The organism is Streptomyces sp. NPDC005374 (genome assembly GCF_042872225.1).
Lineage (GTDB): Bacteria > Actinomycetota > Actinomycetes > Streptomycetales > Streptomycetaceae > Streptomyces.
This window is the reverse complement of sequence record NZ_JBIAKA010000011.1, coordinates 354580-372973: the sequence shown is the minus strand read 5'-3', so window position 1 is coordinate 372973 and position 18394 is coordinate 354580. Positions and strand designations below refer to the sequence as shown.

Here is an 18394-nt window from a genome sequence, read left to right as displayed (position 1 = left end):
TCTGTGGATTCAGTCGAGCAACGCCAGTGCCTGCTCCGCCGCGTCCCGCACCCTGGCCGGGTCCTGTGACGCCTTGCCGACGACCCGCAGGCCCTGCAGCAGCACCAGCAGCATGCGGGCGAGGGCGAGCGGGTCACGGTCCGCGGACAGCTCGCCCTGCGCCTGGGCGCGGATCAGCGCCGAGTGCAGCACGGTCTCCAGCTGGTCCCAGTTGCGTTCGACCCGGCGTGCCGCGGCCGGGTCGTGCGAGGCCAGTTCGACCGCCGCGTTGGTGACCATGCAGCCGTGCAGGCGCAGTTGCCCGTCGGCGGACTCCGAGGCGTACCGCCGTACGACCGCCCATACGGCCGGCAGTGCGGGCCCCGGCTGGGACAGCTCCCGCAGCATCGGCGGGAGCCCCGCCCGGTCGTAGCGCTCCAGCGCCTTCAGGTACAGCTCGTGCTTGTTGCCGAAGGTCGCGTAGATGCTGGCCCGGCCGACGCCGAGATGCCCGACCAGGTCGGACATCGACGTCGCCGCGTAGCCGCGCCGCCAGAACAGCTCCAGAGCTGCCTGCAGCGCGGCATCGGGATCGAACTCCTTGGTCCTGGCCACGCGCAAGAGACTAGGACCAACGAGAACGAACGGTCAAGAAACTCCGTTACGCGGCCCGCACCTCGTACGTGGCCACCCGCACCGACTCGTCGTCCAGGCACTGCCCGGTCTCCAGGTCGAACCGCTGCTTCAGCAGGGGCGAGGCGACGAACGGGCGGCCCTGGTGGGTGCCGGTCAGGCCGCGGGAGAGAACCGCCGCGCCGCCGAACGGGTCACGGTTGTCGATGGCGTACAGGGCGCCGGCACGGTCGCGGAAGAGGGCGGCCTGACGGCCGTCGGGCAGCAGGGCCGCCACGCCACGGCCGGGGAGCAGCCGGGTCAGTTCGCAGACCGCGAACCAGTCGCCGTCCAGGTGGAGTTCGATCTTCAGGTCGGTCGTCTCGGGTGCCAGGGTCATCGCTGGGCGCTTCCTTCCAGGGGGCGGTGGCCGATGGTCAGCAGCGGCAGGTCGGGCTTGATCTGGTCGCGCTCGGGGACGAAGCCGACGACCGGGTCGGGGGTGTCCGGCGCGTTCACGAAGGACACGAACCGGGCCAGCTTCTCGGGGTCGTTGATGGTCGTCGCCCACTCGTCGGCGTAGTGCGCGACGTGGTCCGTCATCAGGGACTCCAGCTCCTCGCAGATGCCGAGGGAGTCCTCCACGACCACGTCACGGATGTGGTCCAGGCCGCCCGGGATGCGCTCGAGCCAGGTCGAGGTGCGCTCCAGGCGGTCGGCGGTGCGGATGTAGAACATCAGGAACCGGTCGATCAGCTTGATCAGTTCGGCGTCGGACAGATCCTGGGCGAGCAGGTCCGCGTGGCGCGGGGTGGCGCCGCCGTTGCCGCCCACGTACAGGTTCCAGCCGCCCGCGGTGGCGATGACGCCGAAGTCCTTCGACTGGGCCTCGGCGCACTCGCGGGCGCAGCCGGAGACCGCCGACTTGAGCTTGTGCGGCGACCTGAGTCCGCGGTAGCGCAGCTCCAGGTCGATCGCCATGCGGACCGAGTCCTGGACGCCGTAGCGGCACCAGGTCTGGCCGACGCAGGACTTCACCGTGCGCAGGGACTTGCCGTAGGCGTGGCCGGACTCGAAGCCCGCGTCCACCAACCGGGTCCAGATCAGCGGGAGTTGTTCGACGCGGGCGCCGAACATGTCGATCCGCTGGCCGCCGGTGATCTTCGTGTAGAGGCCGAAGTCACGGGCGATCTCACCGATCACGATGAGGCCCTCGGGGGTGATCTCACCGCCGGGGATGCGCGGGACGACCGAGTATGAGCCGTTCTTCTGGAGGTTGGCGAGGAAGTGGTCGTTGGTCTCCTGCAGCGCCGCCTGCTCGCCGTCCAGGACGTAGCCGCTCGCGCCGATGGTCGGGGCGAGGGAGGCGATGATCGAGGCGACCGCCGGCTTGCAGATGTCGCAGCCGTCACCGCCCTTGGCGTTGTCGCGGCCGTAGCGGTCCAGGAGGTCCTGGTAGGTGTTGATGCGCAGGGCCAGGACGATCTCGTAGAGCTCCTCGCGGGTCTGCGCGAAGCAGCCGCACAGGCCCTTGTCGACCTCGACGCCGGACGCCTCCAGCTCGGCGGTGACCAGCTGGCCCAGTACCTTGACGCAACTGCCGCACGTCGTACCGGCCTTGGTGCACTTCTTCACCTCGGGCACGGTGGTGCAGTTGTGCTCGGTGACCGCGCCGCGGATCGTGCCCTTGCGGACGTTGTTGCAGGAGCAGATGATCGCGTCGTCCGGCAGCGCGGTCGGGCCGAGCTGGACGGACTCGCCGGATCCGGCGGGCAGCACCAGCGACTCGGGCGAGACCGGCGGGACGGACCCGGTGAACGCCTTCAGCGTGCCGTACGCCTCCGCGTCGCCGACCAGGATGCCGCCGAGCAGCGTGCCGTCGCGGCCGATGACCAGCTTCTTGTACAGGCCCGAGCGGGAGTCGGAGTAGACGACGTCCAGACAGTCCGCGGTGGCGCCGTGCGCGTCACCGAAGGAGGCGACGTCGACGCCGAGGAGCTTGAGCTTGGTGGACAGGTCGGCGCCCAGGAAGGCGGCCTCGTCGGAGGCGATGGTCGCCGCGGCCGTCTCGGCCTGCTCGTAACCGGGGGCGACCAGGCCGTACACCCGGCCGTCGGAGGCCAGCGCGCACTCGCCGATCGCGAAGACGTGCGGGTCCGAGACCGTACGGCACTGCTCGTCGACCGCGATGCCACCGCGCTCGCCGACCGTGAGGCCCGACTCGCGGGCCAGCTGGTCGCGGGGGCGGACACCGGCGCTGAACACCACCAGGTCGGTGGCGAGTTCGGAACCGTCGGAGAGCTTCATGCCGGTGACGGCACCTTCGGAGTCGACGACGATCTCCTGTGTGCCGACCCCCGTGTGGACGGAGAGCCCCATCTCCTCGATGGTGCGCAGCAGGGCCGCGCCGCCGCCGTCGTCGACCTGCACCGGCATCAGCCGCGGCGCGAACTCCACGATGTGCGAGGTGAGTCCGAGCCCCTTCAGCGCACCGGCCGCCTCCAGGCCGAGCAGACCGCCGCCGACCACGGCACCGGTCGTCCGGGTCTTGGCGTACTCCTCGATGGCGAGGAGGTCCTCGATGGTCCGGTAGACGAAGCAGCCCTCGGCGTCCTTGTTCGGGACCGGCGGCACGAACGGGTACGACCCGGTGGCGAGGACGAGGGTCTCGTAGGCGAAGACCTGACCCGACTTGGCGGTGACGGTCTTCGCCTCGCGGTCGATCGTCACGGCGGGGTCGCCGACGTACAGCTCGATGCCGTGCGTCTCGATGAACTCCAGGTCCGTGAGGGAGAGTTCCTCGGGTGTCCGGCCCGAGAAGTACGAGGTGAGCGCGACGCGGTCGTAGGCGGGACGCGGCTCCTCACAGAGCACGACCACGCGGTGCGTGGCGGTCAGGCCGCGCTCGGCGAGCGCCTCCAGGAAGCGCTGGCCGACCATGCCGTGGCCGACGAGCACGATCGTGGGGGTGGCCTCCGTGGCCTCCGGGGCGGTGGTCATCAGGAGCCTCCGTCGTTGGTGAGCAGGTGGAGCAGCGGGCCGCCGTCGGAGGGGAGCGGCTCTGCTCCCTCCCAGGCGCGGGCGAGCGCGCCGACGGTGCCGAGTTCGCCGACGAGAACTCCGCCGACCAGGCGGTCGTCGCGGACGACGACCTTGCGATAGGTGCCGCGGGTGGCGTCCGCGAGCTGGACGACGTCGTCGCCCGGGAGCGCCTCGGTCTCGCCGAACGCCGCCAGGTCGAAGGCGCTCTGTCCGGGAAGCGTGAGCCGGGTCAGCGAACGTGTGCCGGTGTAGCGGGCGTTGGCTCGACCGGCCAGCAACTCGGCGAGCACATCGGCCTGTTCGAGGGCCGGGGTGGCGAGGCCGTAGACGTTGCCGTCGTGCTGGGCGCAGTCGCCGATGGCGTGGATGTACGGGTCGGAGGTGCGGAGTTCGTCGTCCACGACGATTCCCTTGCGCACTTCCAGGCCCGCGGTCTGCGCGAGGCCGACACGGGGGTGGACCCCGCAGGCCAGGACCACGATCTCGGCGTCGAGGGCGTATCCGTCGGCCATCTCGACCGAGCGGACCGCGCCGCCGACACAGCGCACGTCACGCACGCGCAGATCGGTGTGGACCTCGACACCGAGGTCGCCGAGGTGGCGCCGGACGAGCTTGGAGGCGCCCGGGTCGAGCTGGCGCTCCATCAGCCGCTCGGACTGCTGGGCGAGGATCACCTGGGCGCCGCGCTGGGCGAGCGCGCGGGCCGCGGAGACTCCGAGGAGGCCGCCGCCGATCACGACCGCCTTCACTCCCGGCCGGACCGCCTTGGACAGACCCAGGCAGTCGTCCATCGTGCGGAAGGCGTGAACGCCCTCCGGCAGTACGTGGTCAGCGGTGAACAGACCCCGCAGCGGCGGCAGCACCGGGTTCGATCCGGTGGCCAGGACGAGCCGGTCGTATGCGATCTTCGAACCGTCCGCGCACTCGACGGTCCGTGCCCCACGGTCGATGCCGGCGACCCGCGCACGGGTCAGCGCGGCCGGTGCCGGGAGGGCGATCACGTCCGGGGTGTAGCGCCCGGCCAGCACTTCGGCGAGGAGCACCCGGTTGTACGGGCGGTGCTCCTCCTCGCCGACGAGTGTCACGGGCGTGCCGAGCTCTCCGAGCCGCCGGGCGAGACGGACGCCCGCGAGCCCGGCGCCGATCACCACCACACGCGTATTCGAGGTCATGTCTAGGAGCGTGCGTTGCGGGTGTTACCCGGCCGCATCACCTCTGTTTCCCGCGAGGAACGCTGCCCTCAGCAAGCGACGGGGACGGATGTGAGGGTTCGGAGCGGGCGGCCGGTGCGCGCTGTGAGGAGCGGCGCGGTACGGGCATCGGCGCCGGTGAGGTCGTACGGCATGGGCTACGACCCGTACCGTGCGGGCCCCTCCACGGCGTCCGCGTCACCGCCGCCGTGTGACCGTACGCACGTTCCGCCGCCGCGATCACGCGGTCCGGGCGCCTTTCATGGCCCCTGCACTCATCCCATAGGGTCGCGATCATGCCCGACATATCGCTGACCACCCTCGTCGTCCTGTGCCTCGCGGCCCTCGCGGCGGGCTGGATCGACGCCGTGGTCGGCGGCGGAGGCCTCCTGCTGCTGCCGGCCCTGTTGCTCGGACTGCCCGCCGGCACCCCGGCCGCGTACGCGCTCGGCACCAACAAGGCGGTCGCCATCGTCGGCACCTCGGGGGCCGCGGTGACATACGCCCGCAAGGCCCCGGTGGATGTGCGGACGGCCGTACGGATCGGAGTCGCCGCCCTCGCGGGCTCCTCGGCCGGGGCCTTCCTCGCCGCCGGGATGAGCACGGAGGTGCTGAAGCCCGTGATCATGGTGGTCCTGCTGGCCGTGGCCGCCTTCGTGATCCTGCGCCCCGCCTTCGGCACCGCCCCCGCGACCGGCCCGGCCACCCGCCGCCAGGTGCTCGCCGCGATCGGCCTCGCGGGCCTCGGCATCGGCTTCTACGACGGTCTCGTCGGCCCCGGCACCGGCACGTTCCTGGTCCTCGCCCTCACCGCCGTCCTCCACCTCGACCTCGTGACCGCCTCCGCCACCGCGAAGATCGTCAACTGCTGCACCAACGCGGGAGCACTGGCGATGTTCGGCTGGCAGGGCACGGTCCTGTGGCAACTGGCCGCCCTGATGGCCGTCTTCAACCTCGCCGGCGGCATGCTCGGCGCGCACACCGCGCTGAAGAAGGGCAGCGGGTTCGTCCGGGTCGTCCTGCTGACCGTCGTCCTCGCCCTGGTGGCGAACCTGGCGTACGAGCAGTGGATCGCCTGAAAACCGGTGGGGCCCCGGAGCGGAGGTCCCCTATCGTGCCCTGGTGACAATTCAGGTGATCGTGCTCAACGGCGGATCGAGCTCCGGCAAGTCGACCATCGCCCACTGCCTCCAGGCCGAGCTGCCGGAGCCGTGGCTGGCCTTCGGCATCGACGACTTCGTCGCCTCCATGCCCCCGGCCCTCCAGGAGTCGGACTCGGGTATCGAGGTCACGGCGGACGGCGGGGTGAGTGTCGGAGCGGACTTCATGCGGCTGGAGAGGGCCTGGATGGCCGGGCTCGCCGCGACGGCCCGCGCGGGCGCCCGCGTCATCGTCGACGACGTCTTCCTCGGCGGACCGCGCTCCCAGGAACGCTGGCGTGGCGCCCTGGCCGGACTGGACGTGCTCTGGGTCGGCGTGCGCTGCGAGGCCGCGGTCGCCGCGGGCCGCGAGAGCGTGCGGGGCGACCGGGCACGGGGGATGGCCGAGAAGCAGGCGGAGATCGTCCACCAGGGCGTGGCCTACGACATCGAGGTCGACTCCACCCGCACCGCGTCCCGGGACTGCGCGCGGACCATCGCCGACGCGGTCGTCAACGGCTCCCCGTGAGGTGCGCGAACACCACCACGTTCCCCCGGTAACCGGTCGAGCGCGAGTAGCCCCCGCCGCAGGTGATCACCCGTAGCTCCGGCCGCTTCGCGGCTCCGTACACCTTCTCGTCCGGGAAGTCCCTCGCGTCGTACACCTCGACCGCGTCCACCGTGAACACCGCGACGGTCCCGTCGCGCCGGTCCACGTCGATCGCACTGCCCTTCTGGAGGGCGCCGAGGTCGTAGAAGACGGCGGGACCGTCGGCGTTGTCGACGTGCCCGGCGACGATCGCGGTGCCCTTCTCACCGGGAGTGGTCCCGGCCTCGTACCAGCCGGCGAGGTTCTCCCGCGCGGCCGGCGGGACGTCGAGGCTGCCGCTCGGGGTGAGGGCCAGGCCCGTCAAAGGCGCGTCCACGCGGATCGCGGGGATGCGGACCCGGTCGGGCGGGGAGGGCGGCAGGGCGGGCGCGGCGGCTCCCGAGGCATCGCGGCCGGGGGCGTCCTCTCCGGGGGAGTGGGCCTGGGCGGCGGACGGCTGCGGCGGGGCGTGCGTCTCGGCGCCGCTGTGCAGCAGCCACGCACCGCTGCACAGGGCCAGCACGGTGACACCCGCTATGGCGGTGTTGCCGAACCTGCGGTTGCCGAAGCCGCGGTCGCGGAGCCTGAGCCTGCCGAACCCGCGCACAGGAGCCTCTTCTCGCAGAAGTCGGGCGGCCCGGAGTCGGGCCGGTCTCCCACCCCTTCCGGGCCGCGAGGGGCGTCGGGCCCGGAAGGGGAGGGGACATGCGGTACCGGCGGACGGACAGCGGAGGGTGTCCGTCAGATCCCGTCGCCTCTCGCCCGGCGATGCAGGAGCCAGGTACCGCCCGCGGCGGCGACGGCGAGAGCCGCCACGCCGGCCGCGGTCTGCACGGGATCGGGGCCGAGCGCGCCACCGACCCCCGTCTTCACACTTCCCCTGGGGTACACCTGCTGACGGACCGACGTCAGCGTCACCACCAGGTCACCGGTCACCCGCCGACCGCCCTCCGCACAGGTCGCGGCGATCTCGTACGTCCCGGGCTGCGCGCTCGGCGGCACCAGGAACTGCCCGATCGCGTCGCCCTCGTGCGTACTGGGCGCCAGCGTGAAGGTGCCCGCGCCGACCGCGCCGGCGTCCCCCGCCGCCGTACCGCCGTCCCCGCACGCCGCCGTGTTCACCGTGACCTGTCCGCCCGGCACGACGGAGGACGGGAACACCTCGAGTCCGTCCGCGTCCCCGGCGTGGGCGGGCGCGCAGACGAGACCCGCGGCGGCGACGACGAGCGCGCTGCCGGTCAGCAGGCGAGCGGTGGGGCGCATGGTGCTCCTTCGAGCTCTCGGGCGGGGTCCCTGTGCTTTCGAGGTAAGTGCCAGTGGGCCGAGCCCGCTTCCTGAGGGAGCGTCAGGATTACGGTGAATGGGTGTCAGATCGGCGGTCCTTCAGACGCTCGGGCCGGAGTTTCAGCAGGTCACCGCCGTACGGCAGGGGTGCTGCCGAAGAGAACCCGAAGAGTGCGGGGCGCGCGTGTGAACGGGTGACCCAGCCGGTGGCACCCCCGCGGATCCTCGCCGAGCCGCGCGCCCCGACGCCGAGGTCTCCTTCGGCGGCGGCCGGCTGAAGGATCCGTGCGGCCCGGACGCGGCGGCGACGTCGATGCCGGGCCAACTGGTGCGGTGAGGACGGGCACTGAGCGACAGGCAACCGGCGTGTCGCACCGGCCTCCCCGCGACGGGCTACGGTGACGCGATGGGCATGGAACAGCGCATCACCCTGATCACGCTGGGCGTCTCGGACCTGGACCGCTCCAAGGCCTTCTACGAGGCTCTGGGCTGGCGGGGACAGGAGGTCCAGGAGACGGTCTTCTTCCAGGCGGGGGGACTGGGCCTGGTCCTGTGGAGCCGGGAGAAGCTCGCGCGGGACTGCGGACTGGAGCCGGGTTCCGCGAGCGGCTTCGGCGGGATCGCGCTGGCCCACAACGTCCGATCCCAGGCCGAGGCCGACGCCCTCCTCGCGAAGGTGGCCGAGGCGGGCGGTACCGTCACCAGGCCCCCCGCCGTGAACGCCATCGGCTTCTACTCCGGTGCGTTCACCGACCCGGACGGCCACGCCTGGGAGATCGCCCACAACCCGGGCTTTCCGCTGGCCGAGGACGGCACGGTCACCCTGCCCGACTTCGGCTGAGCGCTCCTCGTTCCGGGTTCCGAGTCGGACGCGGCCGCCCCGGAACCCGGAGCGGCCGCACCTCAACTTCCCGGACGGGGGCGTCAGTTCACGTTCACCGCGCTCCAGGCCGCGGCCACCGCGTTGTACTCCGTGCTGCCCGCGCCGTACAGGTCCTTCGCGGCGTTGAGGGTCGCCGTCCGCGCCCCCGCGTAGTTCGTCGAGGACGTCATGTAGACCGTCAGTGCCCGGTACCAGATGGCGCCCAGCTTGTCCCGCCCGATCCCGGTGACCGTGGAGCCGTTGGAGGTCGGGGAGTTGTAGCTGACCCCGTTGATGGTCTTGGCGCCGCTGCCCTCCGCCAGCAGGTACGCGAAGTGGTTCGCGACACCGGAGGAGTAGTGGACGTCGAGGTTGCCCACCGAACTGCTCCAGGAGTCGGCGGAGTTGCCGTCCTTGGAGGGCTTGTCCATGTAGCGCAGGGCGTCGCGTCCGAAGCCGGAGCGGACGATCTTCTCGCCGATCAGGTAGTCGCCGGTGTCCGAGGAGTTGCCCGCGTAGAACTCCACCAGCGTCCCGAAGATGTCGGAGGTGGCCTCGTTGAGCCCGCCCGACTCGCCCGAGTACGTCAGCGCCGCCGTCTTGGACGTCACGCCGTGCGACATCTCGTGGCCCGCCACGTCCAGCGACACCAGCGGACCGAGCTGCGTCCCGTCACCGTCGCCGTACGTCATGCAGAAGCAACTGTCGTCCCAGAAGGCGTTGTTGTAGGCGTTGCCGTAGTGGACGCGGTTGTAGGAGCCCTTGCCGTCCCCGCCGATGCCGTTCCGCCCGTGGACGTTCTTGTAGTAGTCCCAGGTGACGTCGGTGCCGTACTGCGCGTCCACGGCGGCGGTGGAACGGTCCGAAGTGGCCCCCGTTCCCCAGTGGTTGTCGGCGTCGGTGAAGAGGGTCGCCGGTGCCCGGCTGAGGCAGATGTTCAGGAAGCACAGGTCGGTCTTGTTGGCCGCGTCACCGGTGTACGTGTTCCCGCGCGTCGCGTCCTTCAGCTGGTACGTCGACCCCGACAGGGTCGTCTCCAGCGGAACCGTCCCGCCGTACAGCGACTTGCCGTCGCCCGCCGCCTGTTCGATGCTGTCCCACGCGTCGATCTGCGCACCGGACTTGGCGTCCGTGAGCACCGTGCGAGCGACCGGGTTGCCGAGCGAGTCCTGCGCCGCCGCGTTCGTCTGCCAGGCCAGTTTCGGAGCGCCGTGCAGGGCGTCGACGACCAGCTGCGGCTTGGCCGTCAGCTTCTTCAGCGTCTCGCCGAGGTTGGCCGCCTTCAGCGCGTTCGCGGCGAGGTCGGCGGCCTTCGGGGCGGACAGGGCCGGGGTGACGCTCGACAGGGATATCGCGCGCTTCGTGGCCCGCGAGGAGCTCTCGTACGCCCCGTTCGGCGCCAGGTGGAGAACGAAGTCACCGCCCAGCACGGGCAGTTGGCGGTAGGTGCGGTCGTAGCGGACGTGCTGGGTGCCGTCGGCGTCGACGATCACGTCACGGACCTTCGTGGCCTGGGCGGAGGTGAGCCCCAGCGCCGAGGCCCGGTCGGCGAGGACGGACGCCGCGTTGTCGAGCGCGGTGGCCCTGGTCGGTCTGTCGGCGGCACCTGCGGTGGGGGAGAGGGCGGCGGCCAGCAGGGTGGCGGCGGTGGCGGCCACTCCGGCGGTGGCGAGACGACGGGAACGGGCACCTCGGACGTACGGCCGTATCCGACTCATCGGTCTCCTCTGAAAGGCGCCAACGGGGCGCGTGGGGGATGGCGCGGACGTTGTCGAAGATTTAAGAGGTCATGACAAGCCGTGTCCATACCGCGTCACGTGCAGGTGTGTGAGAGGAGAGAATCGTTTCTGTGACCCCTGCGAGACTCCCGTTCTTCGTCTACGGCACCCTCCGCCGGGGCGAGGTCAACCACGACCTCTTCCTGCGCGGCCGCATCCGCTCCGAGGAGCCGGGCCGGCTGACCGGAGCGCTGCTGTACGACGGCCCCGGCTACCCCTACGCCGTCGAGGAGGCCGGGGGAGCGGTCATGGGGGAACTCGTCACCCCGCGGGCCGATGCACACGCCGAACTGCTCGTCGCCCTCGACGAGTTGGAGGAGTACACCCCGGGAGACCGACGTAACCACTACGAACGGGTCACCCGCGAGGTGATCCGCACGGCCGACGGCATGTCCGTACCCGCCTGGGTCTACGTGGCCGCACCCGCCGTCGCCGCCCGCCTGCGCGCCCGCGGCAAGCTCATCGAGAGCGGCGACTGGCTGCTGAGATGAGCTAGTGCTCCACCGTCTCCACCCGCACCGCGCACGCCTTGAACTCCGGCATCCGGGACGTCGGGTCGAGGGCCGGGTTGGTGAGGGTGTTGGCGCGGCCCTCGCCGTACCAGTGGAAGGGCATGAAGACGGTGTCCGGGCGGATGCCGAGCGTGATGCGGGCCGGCGCCACGGCCCGCCCGCGCCGCGAGACCACGGCAACCGGGTCGCCCTCGGCCGCACCGAGTCGCTCCGCGAGCCGCGGGTGCAACTCCACGAACGGTCCCGGAGCGGCGGCGTTCAGCTCGTCCACCCTGCGGGTCTGTGCGCCGGACTGGTACTGCGCCACGACCCGGCCGGTCGTCAGCAGCACCGGGTACTCCTCGTCCGGCTCCTCCGCGATCGCCCGGTGCGAGACGGCGACGAAGCGGGCCCGGCCGTCCGGGTGGGCGAAACGGTCCAGGAAGAGCCGCGGAGTGCCGGGGTGCACCGCCGTGTCCTCGGTCGGGCACGGCCAGAACACCCCGTTCTCCGCGGCCAGTCGCCCGTACGTGATCCCGGAGTAGTCGGCCGGGCCGCCCGCGCTCGCCCGGCGCAGCTCCTCGAAGACCTCCTCGGGGTCGGTCGGGAAGCCCTTCTCCACGCCGAGGCGGTCGGCGAGTTCGTGCATGACGTCCAGGTCGCTGCGGATACCGTCCGGGGGAGTGATCGCCTGCCGGCGCAGCAGCACCCGCCCCTCCAGGTTGGTCGTCGTGCCCGTCTCCTCGGCCCACTGCGTCACCGGCAGGACCACGTCCGCGAGGGCCGCGGTCTCCGACAGCACGACGTCACAGACGGCAAGGAAGTCAAGGGACTTGATCCGCTCCTCGATGTGCGCGGCATGCGGCGCCGACACCACCGGGTTGGACCCCATCAGCAGCAGCGACCTGATGTCGGTGCCGAGCGCGTCCAGGAGCTCGTACGCGCTGCGTCCGGGCCCCGGCAGCGAGTCGGGGTCCACGCCCCACACCTCGGCGACATGCGCCCGTGCCGCCGGGTCGTCCAGCTTGCGGTAGCCGGGCAACTGGTCGGCCTTCTGGCCGTGTTCGCGCCCGCCCTGCCCGTTGCCCTGTCCGGTGAGACAGCCGTAGCCGCTGTACGGCCGCCCCGCCCGCCCGGTCGCCAGGCACAGGTTGATCCACGCGCTCACGGTGTCGGTGCCCTTGGACTGCTGCTCGGGCCCGCGCGCGGTGAGTACCATCGCGGACTCGGGCTCGCAGAACAGCCTTACGGTCTCCCGGAGTTGGGGAACCGGAACGCCGGTGATCCGCTCCACGTACTCCGGCCAGTGGGCCATCGCGGCGGCTCGCGCGTCCTCCCAGCCGACCGTGCGCTCACGGACGTACTCCTCGTCGACGAGCCCGTCGGCGACGATCAGGTGCAGCAGTCCGAGTGCCAGCGCGAGGTCCGTGCCGGGGCGCGGCATCAGGTGCAGGTCGGCCTGCTCGGCGGTCTTGGTGCGGCGCGGATCGACGACGATCAGGGTGCCGCCGTTCTCCTTCAGCTCGTTGAAGAACCGCAGGGACGGCGGCATGGTCTCGGCGAGGTTCGAGCCGACGAGGATCACACAGCCCGACCTCGGGATGTCTTCCAGCGGGAACGGCAGCCCCCTGTCGAGGCCGAAGGCCTTCATCCCGCCGGCCGCCGCGGACGACATGCAGAAGCGGCCGTTGTAGTCGATCTGCGAGGTGCCGAGGACGACCCGCGCGAACTTGCCGAGCGTGTACGCCTTCTCGTTGGTGAGGCCGCCCCCGCCGAAGACCCCGCACGCGTCCGGGCCATGCTCCGTGCGCGTGCGGGACAATCCCTCGGCGATCCGGTCCAGTGCCTCGTCCCAGCCGGCGGGCACGAGTGTGCCCCCGGAGCGCACCAACGGGGAGGTCAGGCGCACCCGGGACGAGAGCACCGCGGGCGCGGTACGGCCCTTGCCGCACAGCGCGCCCCGGTTCACCGGGAAGTCCGCGCGCTCGCTCACCTCGAGGGTCCCGTCCGGACCGGGGGTGAGGTTCATGCCGCACTGCAGGGCGCAGTACGGGCAGTGCGTGGGCGTCGCGGAGTTCGGCATGCCCTTCAGCGTGCTTCGGCCGTGTTACGCCGGGGACGGCTCCGTGTTACGCGGCCAAGACGGCGACCTCCCCGCCGGCGCCCGGGAACGGTGAGGCAGGCACCCCTCGCAGGTGAGAACGGCCGCAGGTCGGTACGTGCGGTGCCTGTGAGGTGAAAGAGACCACAGCCTCAGCACTGGCGCAGGAAGTTCTGCACGGTTCCGGTGTCGAGGTAGTAGTCGCTGACGTACCGGGCCGCACCGGCGCTGTAGAGCTGGGTCCAGATGGTGTAGCCGTTGACCGGGGAGCCGTAGGTCCAGCACTCCACCTCGACGGTCGCCCCGTTGGGCAGGCTGCCGACGTTGGAGTAGCCGCTGCCGGGGCCGGAGCGGATGGTCAGGGTGCTGCCGGCGTCGATCTTGATGACATGGGCGCACAGCGACTGGCTGTCGCTGCCGACATTGGACGGGCACCGGAACGGGTCGGCGACAGCGGACGGCGCGAACGTCAGCCCGGCACCCGCGGTGAGCAGTGCCGTGGCGACGACGGTTGCTGCCCTGCGGCGCCTGGTCAGGGCGCGCTTGACGGACGAGAGCATGCTTTCCCCCTACATGTCAGTCGGACTCTCGCGCCCCATCATGCGCGGCAGGACCCTCGCCGCAGTCAACTGTCATGCACCGTTCACCACATCGCCGCGTGCGGACCCCGCGCCCCCGCTTGCTCAGCGCGCCGAGGCCAGCGCGTCGGACACCCCCGCCTCCTTCGGCCCCAGAAACCGCGGAGCCGGATGAAAGACCACGTCCACAGCCGCCTTGCCCGCCGCGAAGATCTCCCGGGTCCCGCCGTAGTACCAGGTGACGTCGTGCTTGGCGTCGACACCGATGCCGTACGACGTCACGCCCGCCGCCTCGCAGAGCGCCACGGCCCGCCGGATGTGGAAGCCCTGGCTGATGAGCACCGCCCTGTGCACGCCGAAGATCTTCCTGGCGCGGACGCAGGAGTCCCATGTGTCGAAGCCGGCGTAGTCGCTGACGATCCGCCCGCCCGGGACGCCGTGCCGCGTCAGATAGGCGCGCATGGCGTCCGGCTCGTCGTAGTCCTCGCGGCTGTTGTCGCCGGTGACGAGTACGACCTTGATCCGCCCGTCCCGGTACAGCTTCGCCGCCGCGTCGAGCCGGTTGGCGAGATACGGCGAGGGCTCGCCGTCCCACAGACCGGCGCCGAAGACGACGGCCACCTCGGTACGCGGCGCGTCGGCCGTCGTGCGCAGCCGGCCGCCCGTCGAGAGGTACAGCCAGGTCGCCGGCAGCAGGGCGAGCACACAGCCCGCCACCACGGCCTGCACCAGCCGTCGCCGCCCGGCACGCGTGCGTGGCAGCCGTGGTCTTCGCGCCTTCGGCAGTCGCATCGGACGGTCCCTCCCGGTCGGCCCTTCGACATCCAGAGACGTGGTGCCGGCCCGGGCGGTTCACCGGTGAGGGCGTGACCAGGCTCACTGCGAGCGGTGACACCGCAGGTCACGCCACCTCACACACCCCCTGCACCCCACCGTGAACCGCCGGAAAACACCCGTCATTCCCGTGCAACGGGAAGGCAACCTCCGGCCGTCACCATCGGTTCATGACGGCGACGAGTAAGTCGAAAGCTCCTCGCGACCACCTCGACAGTACGGCGCACATCATGAACCGGATCAGCAGCCAGCTCGCCAGCCAGCTCAGCCTCGTCCAGCTCGACGGCCGGCGCCGCCCCGAGCCGCCCGCGCTCGTGGTGGTGGCCCACGGCAGCCGTGACCCGCGCACCCTGAAGACGGTCCTGGGGCTCCTGGACCAGGTCCGCGAGCAGCGCCCCGGCGTGCCGGTGCACCTGGGGCACATCGAGCTCAACGCGCCCCTGCTGCCGGACACCCTGGCGTCCCTGGACACGGCGGAGGCGGTCCTGGTCCCGCTGCTCCTCTCCCGCGGCTACCACGTGAAGCGCGACATCCCCGAGATGGCGGCCGCCGCCGCGGCACGCACGCGCGTGGCGGCTCCGCTGGGCCCGCACCCCCTCCTGGTGGAGACCCTGTACGCCCGCCTGGTCGAGGCCGGCTGGCGCACGAGGATGGACGAGGAGACGCGGCGGACGAGCGCCGTGGTCCTGGCGGCGGCGGGCTCCCGCGACCCGGAGTCGGCCGTCGACACCCGCCGCACGGCCCAACTCCTCGCGGACCGCCTAGGAGTCCCGGTGGTCCCGGCCTACGCCTCCGCGGCGACCCCCACGGTGGACACGGCGGTCCGGGCGCTGGCGGCAAGGGGCCGCCACCGGGTGGCGGTGGCCTCGTACTTCACGGCCCCGGGCCTGTTCGCGACCCAGTGCGCGCAGAAGGCCCCGTGGATCGCCTCGGCACCGCTGGGCACCCACCCCGCGATGGCGGGCCTTCTCCTGCACCGCTACGACCAGGCATTGGCGACCCGGGTGACCACAGCCGCCTAGGGCGCGGAACAGGAACGCGGAACAGGGGCGCGTAACCCCGTGGACGTGCACGCGGATTGTCAGTACCTGCCCGTACTGTCGAGACATGTCGTACGACCCGCAGTCCACCGAACGCTGGGCCCCAGAACCCGACAAACGCCCCGGCCGCACCGCGTTCCAACGAGATCGCGCCCGCGTCCTGCACTCCTCGGCGCTCAGACGACTCGCGGGCAAGACCCAGGTGGTCACACCGGGGGAGCGCAACAGCCTGTGGGACGCCAGCCCCCGCACCCGCCTCACCCACTCCTTGGAATGCGCCCAGGTCGGCAGGGAGCTCGGCGCGGCCCTCGGCTGCGACCCCGACCTCGTGGAAGCCGCCTGTCTCTCCCACGACCTCGGTCACCCGCCCTTCGGGCACAACGGCGAACAGGCGCTGAACGAGTTCGCGGAGGACTGCGGCGGCTTCGAGGGCAACGCCCAGTCCCTGCGGCTGCTCACCCGCATCGAGCCCAAGCGGTTCACCGAGGAAGGCTCCGTGGGCCTCAACCTCACCCGGGCCACCCTCGACGCGGCCACCAAGTACCCCTGGCCCAGAGGGGCCCACCCCACCGACCCCACGTCCCAGAAGTTCGGTGTCTACGAGGACGACCGCCCCGTCTTCGACTGGATCCGCAAGGACGCCCCCGGCACCCGCACCACCTTCGAGGCGCAGGTCATGGACTGGGCCGACGACGTGGCGTACTCGGTGCACGACGTCGAGGACGGACTGCACGCCGGCCACATCGACCCCAACTACCTGCACGCGGAGCCGGAACGCCAGGAGGTCTTCGAGGTGGCCCGCGGCAGATACGTCCCCGAGGACACCGATCCGGCGGAGCTCGCGGCAGCCCTGGACCGCCTGCAGGAAGAAGCGTGGTGGCCGCACGGCTACGACGGCTCGGCCGTAGCCCAGGCCCGTCTCAAGGACGCCACCAGCCAGCTCATCGGCCGCTTCTGCCTCGCCGCTGAGGCCGCCTCACGCGCGCGGTACGGCACCGGGCGGCTCACGCGGTACGACGCCGAACTCGTCGTACCGCACGGGACCCGCCTGGAGTGCGCTGTCCTCAAGGCGGTCGCCGACCGGTACGTCATGCAGCGCGCCGAGCAGGAGCGGCTACGGGCCGATCAGCGGATCGTCGTCGCGGAACTCGCCGACGCGCTCACCGCCCGCGCGCCGGACGGCCTCGACCCCCAGTTCCGCGCGCTGTTCGACCGGGCACCCGACGACCGCGCACGCAAACGTGTGATCGTCGACCAGATCGCGTCCCTCACCGACGCGTCCGCGCGTTCGCTTCACGCCCGTCTCACGGGGCATGTGTAGAACACATGTGCAGGAGTGACGGGAAACGTGCCCGAATGTGACCCTCCGTGGCCTGATCGGGCCACTCCCTCTTCCCCCATCACACTCCGTGCGGGACGCTCCCATGTGGCGGCACCTTTACGAGGAGGCATCAAGTGGTCGACGCGGATCAGACGTTTGTCATCGTGGGAGGAGGTCTCGCCGGCGCGAAGGCGGCCGAGACGCTCCGGACGGAGGGCTTCACCGGCCGCGTGATACTGATCTGCGACGAACGCGACCACCCCTACGAGCGCCCGCCGCTCTCCAAGGGCTACCTCCTCGGCAAGGAGGAGCGCGACAGCGTCTTCGTGCACGAACCCGCCTGGTACGCGCAGAACGACATCGAGCTGCACCTCGGCGAGACCGTCGACGCCATCGACCGTGCGGCCAAGACGGTCCGCTTCGGCGCGGACGGCACCGTCGTGCGCTACGACAAGCTGCTGCTCGCCACCGGCGCCGAACCCCGCCGCCTGGACGTCCCCGGCACCGATCTGGCCGGCGTCCACCATCTGCGGCGCCTGGCTCACGCCGAGCGCCTCAAGGGCGTCCTGGCCACCCTGGGCCGGGACAACGGCCACCTCGTGATCGCCGGCGCCGGCTGGATCGGCCTGGAGGTCGCGGCGGCGGCCCGGGAGTACGGCGCCGAGGTCACCGTCGTCGAACCCCTGTCGACCCCGCTGCACTCCGTGCTCGGCCCCGAGCTCGGCAACCTCTTCGCCGAGCTGCACCGTGAGCACGGCGTCCGCTTCCACTTCGGCGCCCGGCTCACCGAGATCGTCGGCCAGGACGGCATGGTGCTGGCCGCCCGTACCGACGACGGCGAGGAGCACCCGGCGCACGACGTCCTCGCGGCGGTCGGCGCGGCCCCGCGCGTCGCTCTCGCGGAGGCGGCGGGACTGGAGCTGGCCGACCGCGCCCACGGCGGCGGGATCGCGGTGGACGGACAACTGCGCACCTCCGACCCCGACATCCACGCGGCGGGCGACGTGGCCTCGTTCCACCACGCGCTCTTCGGCAACCGGCTGCGCGTCGAGCACTGGGCGAACGCCCTCAACGGCGGCCCGGCGGCGGCCCGCGCGATGCTGGGCCGCCAGGTGACGTACGACAGGGTGCCCTACTTCTTCTCCGACCAGTACGACCTGGGTATGGAGTACAGCGGCTGGGCGCCCCCGGGCTCGTACGACGAAGTGGTGATCCGGGGAGACGCGGGGAAGCGGGAGTTCATCGCGTTCTGGGTGAAGCAGGGCCGTGTGCTGGCCGGGATGAACGTCAATGTGTGGGACGTCACTGAGCCGATTCAGGGACTGATCCGATCGGGAACCCGGGTGGACACCGAGTCGCTGGCGGACCCGCACGTCCCACTCGAAAGCCTCGTCCCCTAGGTATCAGTCCGTCCCCGTCCTGCGATTCCCGAGGGCCCCGGGCCTCCGGGCCGGAAAGCTGTCTGGCCTCAGGAGTGTCAGTTCGGCCCCGTGCTGTGATTCCCGGGGGGCGACCCCCGGACCCCCGGCCGGAAAGCCGTCTGGCCTCAGGAGT

Annotated in this window: 17 protein-coding genes; 7 read left to right on the top strand and 10 right to left on the bottom strand. The window is 71.5% G+C overall.

What is annotated here, in order from left to right:
- Positions 1-9: 9 nt before the first annotated feature.
- From ACFYRX_RS28665 to ACFYRX_RS28650, 4 genes are read right to left on the bottom strand one after another with little or no spacing between them, the layout of a single operon-like run.
- Positions 10-594, bottom strand: coding sequence for a TetR/AcrR family transcriptional regulator (locus ACFYRX_RS28665; RefSeq protein WP_389105501.1), 585 nt, complete (start codon positions 592-594; stop codon positions 10-12).
- A gap of 46 nt (positions 595-640) precedes the next feature.
- Positions 641-991 carry a nitrite reductase small subunit NirD gene (nirD, locus tag ACFYRX_RS28660; protein ID WP_389105499.1) on the bottom strand — a complete coding sequence of 117 codons (351 nt, stop codon included), beginning with the start codon at positions 989-991 and terminating at the stop codon, positions 641-643.
- Positions 988-3591 (bottom strand): nitrite reductase large subunit NirB, encoded by a 2604-nt coding sequence (gene nirB / locus ACFYRX_RS28655; protein ID WP_389105497.1) that lies wholly within the window; start codon positions 3589-3591, stop codon positions 988-990. The genes nirD and nirB overlap by 4 nt, the downstream gene beginning before the upstream one ends.
- Entirely contained in the window at positions 3591-4805 is a 1215-nt protein-coding gene (locus tag ACFYRX_RS28650) for an NAD(P)/FAD-dependent oxidoreductase (protein WP_389105494.1), read from the bottom strand. The genes nirB and ACFYRX_RS28650 overlap by 1 nt, the downstream gene beginning before the upstream one ends.
- 314 nt (positions 4806-5119) lie before the next feature.
- On the opposite strand from ACFYRX_RS28650, the gene ACFYRX_RS28645 reads away from it, so the two are divergent.
- Positions 5120-5902, top strand: coding sequence for a sulfite exporter TauE/SafE family protein (locus tag ACFYRX_RS28645; RefSeq protein WP_389105492.1), 783 nt, complete (start codon positions 5120-5122; stop codon positions 5900-5902).
- A gap of 43 nt (positions 5903-5945) precedes the next feature.
- Positions 5946-6491, top strand: coding sequence for a chloramphenicol phosphotransferase CPT (gene cpt, locus ACFYRX_RS28640; RefSeq protein ID WP_389105490.1), 546 nt, complete (start codon positions 5946-5948; stop codon positions 6489-6491).
- Here cpt and ACFYRX_RS28635 read toward each other — a convergent pair.
- Together ACFYRX_RS28635 and ACFYRX_RS28630 are read right to left on the bottom strand one after the other, a co-directional pair.
- A complete protein-coding gene (locus ACFYRX_RS28635; protein ID WP_389105487.1) occupies positions 6475-7158 on the bottom strand; it encodes a class F sortase in 684 nt (227 codons plus the stop codon). The two genes, cpt and ACFYRX_RS28635, sit on opposite strands and share 17 nt — an antisense overlap.
- Positions 7159-7292: 134 nt before the next feature.
- Positions 7293-7814 (bottom strand): hypothetical protein, encoded by a 522-nt coding sequence (locus ACFYRX_RS28630; RefSeq protein WP_389105485.1) that lies wholly within the window; start codon positions 7812-7814, stop codon positions 7293-7295.
- A 433-nt stretch (positions 7815-8247) separates the two neighbouring features.
- Here ACFYRX_RS28630 and ACFYRX_RS28625 point away from each other — a divergent pair, with 433 nt between their 5' ends.
- Positions 8248-8676, top strand: coding sequence for a VOC family protein (locus ACFYRX_RS28625; RefSeq protein ID WP_389105557.1), 429 nt, complete (start codon positions 8248-8250; stop codon positions 8674-8676).
- An 83-nt stretch (positions 8677-8759) separates the two neighbouring features.
- Here the strand turns inward: ACFYRX_RS28625 and ACFYRX_RS28620 are convergent, their stop codons facing one another.
- Positions 8760-10415 (bottom strand): M4 family metallopeptidase, encoded by a 1656-nt coding sequence (locus ACFYRX_RS28620; RefSeq protein WP_389105483.1) that lies wholly within the window; start codon positions 10413-10415, stop codon positions 8760-8762.
- Positions 10416-10546: 131 nt separating this feature from the next.
- On the opposite strand from ACFYRX_RS28620, the gene ACFYRX_RS28615 reads away from it, so the two are divergent.
- Positions 10547-10966: a gamma-glutamylcyclotransferase family protein gene (locus ACFYRX_RS28615; protein ID WP_389105480.1), complete on the top strand. Its 420-nt coding sequence runs from the start codon at positions 10547-10549 to the stop codon at positions 10964-10966.
- A gap of 1 nt (position 10967) precedes the next feature.
- Here the strand turns inward: ACFYRX_RS28615 and ACFYRX_RS28610 are convergent, their stop codons facing one another.
- The 3 genes from ACFYRX_RS28610 to ACFYRX_RS28600 form a co-directional block, all read right to left on the bottom strand.
- Positions 10968-13049, bottom strand: coding sequence for a molybdopterin oxidoreductase family protein (locus tag ACFYRX_RS28610; protein ID WP_389105477.1), 2082 nt, complete (start codon positions 13047-13049; stop codon positions 10968-10970).
- A gap of 170 nt (positions 13050-13219) precedes the next feature.
- Positions 13220-13627 (bottom strand): SH3 domain-containing protein, encoded by a 408-nt coding sequence (locus ACFYRX_RS28605; RefSeq protein WP_389105475.1) that lies wholly within the window; start codon positions 13625-13627, stop codon positions 13220-13222.
- Positions 13628-13750: 123 nt separating this feature from the next.
- Positions 13751-14437, bottom strand: coding sequence for a vancomycin high temperature exclusion protein (locus ACFYRX_RS28600; protein ID WP_389105472.1), 687 nt, complete (start codon positions 14435-14437; stop codon positions 13751-13753).
- Positions 14438-14649: 212 nt separating this feature from the next.
- Between ACFYRX_RS28600 and ACFYRX_RS28595 the strand changes: the two genes are divergently transcribed.
- The 3 genes from ACFYRX_RS28595 to ACFYRX_RS28585 all read left to right on the top strand — a co-directional run bounded on the left by ACFYRX_RS28595 (position 14650) and on the right by ACFYRX_RS28585 (position 18240).
- Complete coding sequence (locus ACFYRX_RS28595; protein ID WP_389105469.1) at positions 14650-15501, top strand: sirohydrochlorin chelatase; 852 nt, start codon at positions 14650-14652, stop codon at positions 15499-15501.
- Between the two features lie 85 nt (positions 15502-15586).
- Positions 15587-16840 (top strand): deoxyguanosinetriphosphate triphosphohydrolase, encoded by a 1254-nt coding sequence (locus ACFYRX_RS28590; RefSeq protein ID WP_389105467.1) that lies wholly within the window; start codon positions 15587-15589, stop codon positions 16838-16840.
- 134 nt (positions 16841-16974) lie between these two features.
- Complete coding sequence (locus ACFYRX_RS28585; protein ID WP_389105464.1) at positions 16975-18240, top strand: NAD(P)/FAD-dependent oxidoreductase; 1266 nt, start codon at positions 16975-16977, stop codon at positions 18238-18240.
- Positions 18241-18394 lie beyond the last annotated feature (154 nt).